Raw genomic sequence first — 7,877 nt, 5'->3', positions numbered from 1 at the left:
GTCAGATAATGTGCGATGCCGACAACCATCTCAGAGTCCCTCGCCTGTCTTGACCTTGCGGATTTCCATGCCGGTCGCCGGTGTGCGGCCGACCTGGGCTGCGATCGACTGCCGCTTGACGCCTGGCTTGTGGCGCAGCGTCAGCACGATGGCGCCGATCATGGCGACCAGCAGCACGAGGCCCGAAATCTGGAAGTAGTAGAGGTAGTCCGTATAGAGGATGTCGCCGAGCGCGGCGGTATTGGTCCGCGTGGCAAGATCCGGAATGGGCTTGGAGACCGTCGAAGCGAGCTGCGGCGCGAAGGTGTAGCCGCCGAGAACCACGATCAGCTCCGCCGCCAGGATCAGCCCGACCAGCGCGCCGATCGGCGCATATTGCAGGGCGCCGCTCTTCAGTTCGGCGAAATCGACGTCGAGCATCATGACGACGAACAGGAACAGAACCATCACCGCGCCGACATAGACGACGAGCAGGATCATCGCCAGGAACTCGGCGCCGGTCAGCATGAACAGGCCGGCGGCGTTGAAGAAGGTCAGGATCAGGAACAGCACCGAATGCACGGGGTTGCGCGACGAAATGACCATGAACGCCGATGCCACCGCGACAAAGGCGAAGAGGTAGAAAAAGGCCGCCTCTAGTCCACTCAACATTGGGGATCCCCCGGGTTCCTGTACAAACAGGACAACCGTCCTGTTTCGATGTTTGCCGCCTCAGGCCGCAAGTTTCGTTGTGTCCTTAGACGAGGCCCCTCGCCCCGTCCATGCGTCAAATATCAGCGGTAGGGCGAGTCCAGCGAGATGTTGCGCGCCAGCTCGCGCTCCCACCGGTCGCCATTCGCCAACAGTCTGTCCTTGTCGTAGTAGAGTTCCTCGCGCGTCTCCGTCGCGAACTCGAAATTCGGCCCCTCGACGATGGCGTCGACCGGGCAGGCTTCCTGGCAGAAGCCGCAATAGATGCACTTCACCATGTCGATGTCGTAGCGCACCGTGCGGCGCGTGCCGTCATTGCGGCGCGGGCCGGCCTCGATGGTGATGGCCTGCGCGGGGCAGATCGCCTCGCACAATTTGCAGGCGATGCAGCGTTCCTCGCCGTTCGGGTAACGGCGCAACGCATGCTCGCCGCGGAAGCGCGGGCTGGTTGGCCCCTTCTCGTGCGGATAGTTGATCGTCTCCTTCGGCGCGAAGAACTGGCGCATCGACAGGAAGAAGGCGCTGACGAAATCCTGCAGCAGCAGCGATTTGGCGGCTTGGGAAAGAGCGGACATCACGCAAACCCCGTGATCTTGAGGAAGGCCGCGGTGGCGACCACCATGAACAGCGAGATCGGCAGGAACACTTTCCAGCCAAGCCGCATCAATTGGTCGTAGCGGTAGCGCGGCACGAAGGCCTTCACCATGGAGATGCCGAAGAACACGAAGCAGACTTTCAGCACGAACCAGATGACGCCCGGCACCCAGGTGAACGGCGCGAAGTCGAACGGAGGCAGCCAGCCGCCGAGGAACAGGATGGTGGCCAGCGCGCACATCAGCACGATGGCGACATACTCGCCGAGGAAGAACAAAAGGAACGGGGTCGACGAATATTCGACCATGTGGCCGGCGACCAGTTCCGATTCGGCTTCGACCAGATCGAAGGGCGGGCGGTTCGTCTCGGCCAGCGCCGAGATGAAGAAGATGATGAACATCGGGAACAGCGCCAGCCAGTTCCAGTCGAGGAAGGTGTTGGGCAGGCCAAGCCGCGTACCAATTCCATCATGCTGCGACAGCACGATATCGGTGAGGTTGAGCGAGCCGGCGGTGAGCAGAACGGTGACGATGACGAAGCCGATCGAGACTTCGTAGGACACCATCTGCGCGGCCGAGCGCAGCGCGCCGAGGAACGGATATTTCGAGTTCGACGCCCAGCCGCCCATGATCACGCCGTAGACCTCGAGCGAGGAGATGGCGAAGACATAGAGGATGCCGACATTGACGTTGGCGATCGCCCAGCCGTGGCTGACCGGGATGACCGCCCAGGCCGAGATCGCCAGCACGGCCGACACCAGCGGCGCCAGCAGAAACACGCCCTTGTTGGCGCCGGACGGGATGACCGGCTCCTTGAAGACGAACTTCAACAGATCGGCGAAAGCCTGCAGCGTGCCCCAGGGGCCGACGACGTTCGGGCCACGGCGCAATTGCACCGCCGCCCAGATCTTGCGGTCGGCGTAGAGGATGTAGGCGACGAAGATCAAAAGAACGACGATCAGCACGACTGACTTCAACAGGATCAGCAGCGCCGGCAGCACGTAGAAGGAGAAGAAAGTGTCCATGCTTATTCCGCCGCCTGCTTGAAGCCGCTCTTGGCCAGTGCCGAGCATTCCGCCATCACGGCCGATGCCCGCGCGATCGGGTTGGTCAGGTAGAAATCCTTCACCGGCGAGGTGAAGGTGCCCTTGTTCAGCCGTCCGCCGAGCTTCGCCACCTCGGCGATATCCTCGGCATTGCCGGCCGCGACCTGGTCGATACGGGCCAGATGCGGGTATTCGCCATAAAGCTTGGCGCGCAGCTGCGGCAGCGAATCGAACGGCAGTTTCTTGCCCAGCACATCCGACAGCGCCCGCAGGATCGCCCAGTCCTCGCGCGCCTCGCCCGGCGCGAAGCCGGCGCGGTTGGTCTGCTGCACACGCCCTTCGGTGTTGACATAGGTGGCCGATTTTTCCGTGTAGGCGGCCGCCGGCAGGATGACATTGGCGCGGTGCGCGCCCTGGTCGCCATGCGTGCCGATATAGACGACGAAGGCGCCGCCGGTCTTGGCCATGTCGATCTCGTCGGCGCCGAGCAGGAACAAGAGCTCCATTTCGCCCAGCATGCCGGCAACGTTTCTGCCGCCCTCGCCCGGCACGAAGCCGAGATCGAGACCGCCGACGCGCCCGGCCGCATTGTGCAGCACGGCAAAGCCGTTCCAGTCTGCGCGAGCAGCGTTGACGGCGGCCGCGAGCTTGGCCGCCTGACCGAGCACGGCCGCGCCATCGGCACGCGCCAGCGCGCCCTGTCCCACGATGATCAGCGGGTGTGTCGCCTTCTTCAGCGTCTGGAAGAACTTGCCATTGCCGTTGGCCAAATCCCCAAGCGAATCCGGCCCGGCGCCCAGCTGTTCGTAATCGTAGCGGGTATCGCCGACATCGCCGATGACGCCGACCGGCAGATTGCCGGTCCGCCAGCGCTTGCGGATGCGCGCATTGAGCACCGAGGCTTCATAACGTGGGTTGGCGCCGATGATCAGCACCGCATCGGCCTGCTCGATGCCTTCGATGGTCGGGTTGAAGATATAGCTCGCACGGCCCAGCGCCGGATCGAGTGCGGCGCCATCCTGGCGGCAATCGGTATTCTTCGAGCCGAGCGAAGCCATCAGCAGCTTGAGCGCATAGGTTTCTTCGACGGCGGCGAGATCGCCCGCGATAGCGCCGATCTTTTCGGGCGCCGTCTTCGACACCGCGTCCTTGATCGCGGCGAAGGCCTCGGCCCAGCTGGCAGCAACCAGCCTGCCGTCCTTGCGCACATAGGGGCGGTCAAGGCGCTGCGTGCGCAGGCCGTCCCAGATGAAGCGGGTCTTGTCGGAGATCCACTCCTCGTTCACCGCCTCGTTGACGCGCGGCAGGATGCGCATCACTTCGCGGCCCCGGCTATCGACGCGGATCGCCGAGCCGACCGCATCCATCACGTCGATGGATTCGGTCTTGGTCAGCTCCCACGGCCGCGCCTGGAAGGCGAATGGCTTCGAGGTCAGCGCGCCGACCGGGCAAAGGTCGATGACATTGCCCTGCAGCTCCGAGGTCATCGCCTGTTCGAGATAGGTGGTGATCTCGGCATCCTCGCCACGGCCGATCAGGCCCAGTTCGGAAATGCCGGCGACTTCGGTGGTGAAGCGGACGCAGCGCGTGCAGTGAATGCAGCGGTTCATCACCGTCTTCACCAGCGGTCCGATGTATTTGTCTTCGACCGCGCGCTTGTTCTCGTGATAGCGCGAGGAATCGACGCCGAAAGCCATCGCCTGGTCCTGCAGGTCGCATTCGCCGCCCTGGTCGCAGATCGGGCAATCCAGCGGATGGTTGATCAGCAGGAACTCCATCACGCCTTCCCTGGCCTTCTTGACCATCGGCGTGTTGGTGAAGATTTCCGGCGCCTCGCCATTCGGGCCGGGACGCAGGTCGCGCACGTTCATGGCGCAGGAAGCCTGCGGCTTGGGCGGCCCGCCCTTCACCTCGATCAGGCACATGCGGCAATTGCCGGCGATCGACAGCCGCTCATGGAAGCAGAAGCGCGGCACTTCCGCGCCAGCGTCTTCCGCCGCCTGCAGCAGCGTGTAGTGGTCGGGTACAGTGATCTCTTTCCCGTCGACCTTGAGCTTTGCCATTCGCCTCAAACCCCTGCGGAGTTCCCGCAATCTCTTTTTCCGGACGCGGTCGAGACCACGTCGAGCACTTCATTCACTTCTTGACGGCGAGCGCCGCCGCTTGAGCTGTCCAATCGTCGCGGCCGATGCGGCCGCCGAGCGACAGATAGTCCTCGACCCAGGCAACCTCTTGCGGCGTCCATGCCGCGATCTGGGCATACGTCCAGATGCCGAGGCCGTTGAGAACCTTTTCCAGCTTGGGCCCGATGCCGGATATCGCCTTGAGATCCGCCGGTTTCGCCGGCTTCTCCATGGCCTTGGGCTGCCTGAAATCCTCGGGCAACAGCGCATCGCCGACGCCGCCCGTTGCGGGAACGGCATTTGCCACCGGCGTCATGGTGGCGGCTTCCTTGGCGGCAATATCGGTGACTTCCTGCGCGAAGGACTGCGCCTCGGCGATCATTGTTTTCGCCGTTGCCCGTGCCTTGGTGGAGGAAGGACTCGGTTCATCGAACTGGGCGACGCGCGCCTCGAAATCATCGACGATCGGCTGCAGCAGCCGTTGCGAGGCTTCTGCCGCGCCTGAAAACGCGCCCAGCCAGACGCCAAAAGCATGATTGGCAAGCCCGAGGCCAAGCGCCGACATCGCGGCCGCACCCGCCACAGGATGCACGAAAAGGTTGACGGCACTGGCCATCTCCTTCGGCATCATCCTGGTCAAGTCCTGGTTCATCTGCTCGATCTGGTCCAAATTGGGCATCAGCGGGTTCGAATACGGCGCCATAGAGTTCTCCTGGTCGTTTCGTCGTTCGCCCCGCCCTTCGCTGCGGACTTTCGTCCGCGTAAAACGTTCTTCTATTCCGCCGCCACCATCACAGGCTCGGCCCGGTGCGCATTGCGCGAAAACTCGTCGATGCGCCGCTCCACTTCGCCGCGGAAATGCCGCATCAGGCCCTGGATCGGCCATGCCGCCGCGTCGCCCAGCGCGCAGATCGTATGGCCTTCGATCTGCTTGGTGACGTCGAGCAGCATATCGATCTCGCGCTTCTGCGCCTCGCCGCGCACCAGCCGTTCCATCACCCGCCACATCCAGCCGGTACCTTCGCGGCATGGCGTGCACTGGCCGCAGCTCTCGTGCTTGTAGAAGTAGGAAAGCCGCGCGATCGCCTTCACGACATCGGTCGACTTGTCCATGACGATGACAGCCGCGGTTCCAAGGCCGGATTTGAGGTCGCGCAGCGCGTCGAAATCCATCGGCGCGTCGATGATCTGCTCGGCCGGCACCAGCGGCACCGAAGCGCCGCCCGGTATGACCGCCAAAAGATTGTCCCAGCCGCCGCGAATGCCGCCGCAATGCGTCTCGATCAGTTCGCGGAACGGGATCGACATCGCCTCTTCGACCGTGCACGGATTGTTGACGTGGCCGGAGATGCAAAACAGCTTGGTGCCGACATTGTTCGGCCGGCCGAAGGACGAGAACCAGGCCGCACCGCGGCGCAGGATGGTCGGCGCAACCGCGATCGATTCGACATTGTTGACCGTGGTCGGGCAGCCATAGAGGCCGACATTGGCCGGGAATGGCGGCTTCAGCCGCGGCTGGCCCTTCTTGCCTTCGAGGCTTTCGAGGAGCGCTGTCTCCTCGCCGCAGATATAGGCGCCGGCGCCGTGGTGCATGTAGATGTCGAAATCGTAGCCGGAGGTGTTGTTCTTGCCGATCAGCTTGGCCTCATAGGCCTCCTCGATCGCGCGCTGCAGCGCCTCGCGCTCGCGGATGAACTCGCCGCGCACATAGATGTAGGCGGCAACCGCACCCATGGCGAAACCGGCAAGCAGCGCGCCCTCGACCAGCGTGTGCGGGTCGTTGCGCAGGATGTCGCGGTCCTTGCAGGTGCCGGGCTCCGATTCGTCGGCATTGATGACCAGGTAGCTCGGCCGGCCGTCGCTCTGCTTGGGCATGAACGACCATTTGAGGCCCGTCGGGAAGCCGGCGCCGCCACGGCCGCGCAGGCCCGACGCCTTCATCTCGTTGACGATCCACTCGCGGCCCTTGGCGACGATGCCGGGCGTGTTATCCCAGGCGCCGCGCGCCATCGCGCCGGCCAAGGACTTGTCGAACAGGCCGTAGATATTGGTGAAGATGCGGTCTTTATCCCCGAGCATTTTTCGTCCCTCAGACCGGCTTCTTGCCGAAGACGCGGATGTATTCGGCGACGCCACCCTTGGCGAGCGCCTTGGCCTGCTTGACCCAGTCGTCGCGATCGATGCGGCCCTGGAAAGAGAGATAGCCATCCACCCACTCGCGTTCGGCCTTCTTCCACGACGCGACCTGCGCGAAGGTAAAGATGCCCAGCGTATGCAGGATGCCCTCGATCTTGGGGCCGACGCCGGAGATCAGTTTGAGGTCATCGACCTGTGCCGGCCTGTCGATGCCGGCCGGGCGGTTCTTGTCCCCGAGCGACGGTTTGGCCGGCTTGGCGGCCGGTACCTTGACCTCTGGCGCCTTGAAGGCGGAGGCCGGCTCGGCCTTGGTGATGGGGCCACTGCGCTGCTTGGAAACCTGCTCGACTTTGGAGTCTGCCTTGTTGGCATTGGCGGCCGAATGCAGTGGAGCGGCAACACTCGCCGCCTTTTCAGCCGCCGGCGCGACCTTGGTTTTTGAAGGCGTCTTCAGCGCCGGGCTGGTTTCAGGGGCGTCGGTCTTCGGCTTGCTGGTGTTGGACGGTGCGACAGGGGCCGCGGCCGGCGCCGGCACCGGCGCTGCGACGATCGCGTCGGGTGCCGCCCTGGCGGCCTTGGCCGCCTCCCTGGCTTCCCTGTCGCGGGTCGACTTGAGGATCGCCTTTTCGCTCTTCAGCGTGGTGAGGCCGGAGGCCGGCTCCGAGCCGGTGCGGCCATTCTGCGGCCCCGGTTCCACCGCAGCACCCTTGCCGGCGTCATAGAGATCGATGATTTCAGCCAGGCGTTCCGGCGTCAGATCCTCGAACGTGTCCTTGAAGATCATCACCATCGGCGCGTTGACGCAGGCACCGAGGCATTCCACCTCTTCCCAAGACAAGGTTCCCTTGTCGTTGGTGTGGAACTGGTCGTGATGGATTTTGGAGCGGCAGACATCCATCAGCGCTTCCGAACCGCGCAGCATGCAGGGCGTGGTGCCGCAGACCTGGATGTGCGCACGCGTGCCGACCGGATTCAACTGGTACTGCGTGTAGAAGGTCGCGACTTCCAGCCCGCGGATGCGGGGCATGCCGAGCATGTCGGAGATCGTCTCGATCGCCGCCTTCGTCACCCAGCCTTCCTGCTCCTGTGCTATCATCAGAAGCGGGATGATGGCCGACTGTTCACGGCCCTTCGGGTACTTCTTGATCCATTGCTTCGCAGCCGCGGCATTCGCCCGGTTGAAGGCGAAGGATGCTGGCTGGACGCTGGCTTCTGCGAGACGGCGGACTGACATTTAGCGATCGACCTCACCAAACACGATGTCGAGGGAGCCGAGAACGGCGGTGGCG

Annotated in this window: 7 protein-coding genes; all 7 read right to left on the bottom strand. The window is 63.8% G+C overall.

Features of this window, described 5'->3' with window-relative positions:
* Positions 1 to 30: 30 nt before the first annotated feature.
* Positions 31 to 651, bottom strand: coding sequence for an NADH-quinone oxidoreductase subunit J (locus EN994_RS10325; RefSeq protein WP_013531099.1), 621 nt, complete (start codon positions 649 to 651; stop codon positions 31 to 33).
* A 122-nt stretch (positions 652 to 773) separates the two neighbouring features.
* The gene (nuoI, locus tag EN994_RS10320) at positions 774 to 1,265 is read right to left on the bottom strand and encodes an NADH-quinone oxidoreductase subunit NuoI (protein ID WP_013531098.1); all 492 of its coding nucleotides are present in this window, start codon (positions 1,263 to 1,265) and stop codon (positions 774 to 776) included.
* On the bottom strand, positions 1,265 to 2,308 hold the full coding sequence (gene nuoH, locus EN994_RS10315; protein ID WP_013531097.1) for an NADH-quinone oxidoreductase subunit NuoH: 1,044 nt from the start codon (positions 2,306 to 2,308) through the stop codon (positions 1,265 to 1,267). Before nuoH ends, nuoI begins: the two co-directional genes overlap by 1 nt.
* A gap of 2 nt (positions 2,309 to 2,310) precedes the next feature.
* Positions 2,311 to 4,392 carry an NADH-quinone oxidoreductase subunit NuoG gene (gene nuoG, locus EN994_RS10310; RefSeq protein WP_013531096.1) on the bottom strand — a complete coding sequence of 694 codons (2,082 nt, stop codon included), beginning with the start codon at positions 4,390 to 4,392 and terminating at the stop codon, positions 2,311 to 2,313.
* Between the two features lie 73 nt (positions 4,393 to 4,465).
* On the bottom strand, positions 4,466 to 5,155 hold the full coding sequence (locus EN994_RS10305; RefSeq protein ID WP_063168237.1) for an NADH-ubiquinone dehydrogenase: 690 nt from the start codon (positions 5,153 to 5,155) through the stop codon (positions 4,466 to 4,468).
* Between the two features lie 71 nt (positions 5,156 to 5,226).
* The gene (gene nuoF / locus EN994_RS10300) at positions 5,227 to 6,531 is read right to left on the bottom strand and encodes an NADH-quinone oxidoreductase subunit NuoF (RefSeq protein ID WP_013531094.1); all 1,305 of its coding nucleotides are present in this window, start codon (positions 6,529 to 6,531) and stop codon (positions 5,227 to 5,229) included.
* Between the two features lie 10 nt (positions 6,532 to 6,541).
* Complete coding sequence (locus EN994_RS10295) at positions 6,542 to 7,822, bottom strand: NADH-quinone oxidoreductase subunit E (RefSeq protein WP_063168238.1); 1,281 nt, start codon at positions 7,820 to 7,822, stop codon at positions 6,542 to 6,544.
* Positions 7,823 to 7,877: the final 55 nt, after the last annotated feature.

This window comes from Mesorhizobium sp. M7A.F.Ca.CA.002.09.1.1 (assembly GCF_003998555.1).
Taxonomy (GTDB): domain Bacteria; phylum Pseudomonadota; class Alphaproteobacteria; order Rhizobiales; family Rhizobiaceae; genus Mesorhizobium; species Mesorhizobium ciceri.
This window is presented reverse-complemented; position numbering and strand designations above follow the sequence as displayed.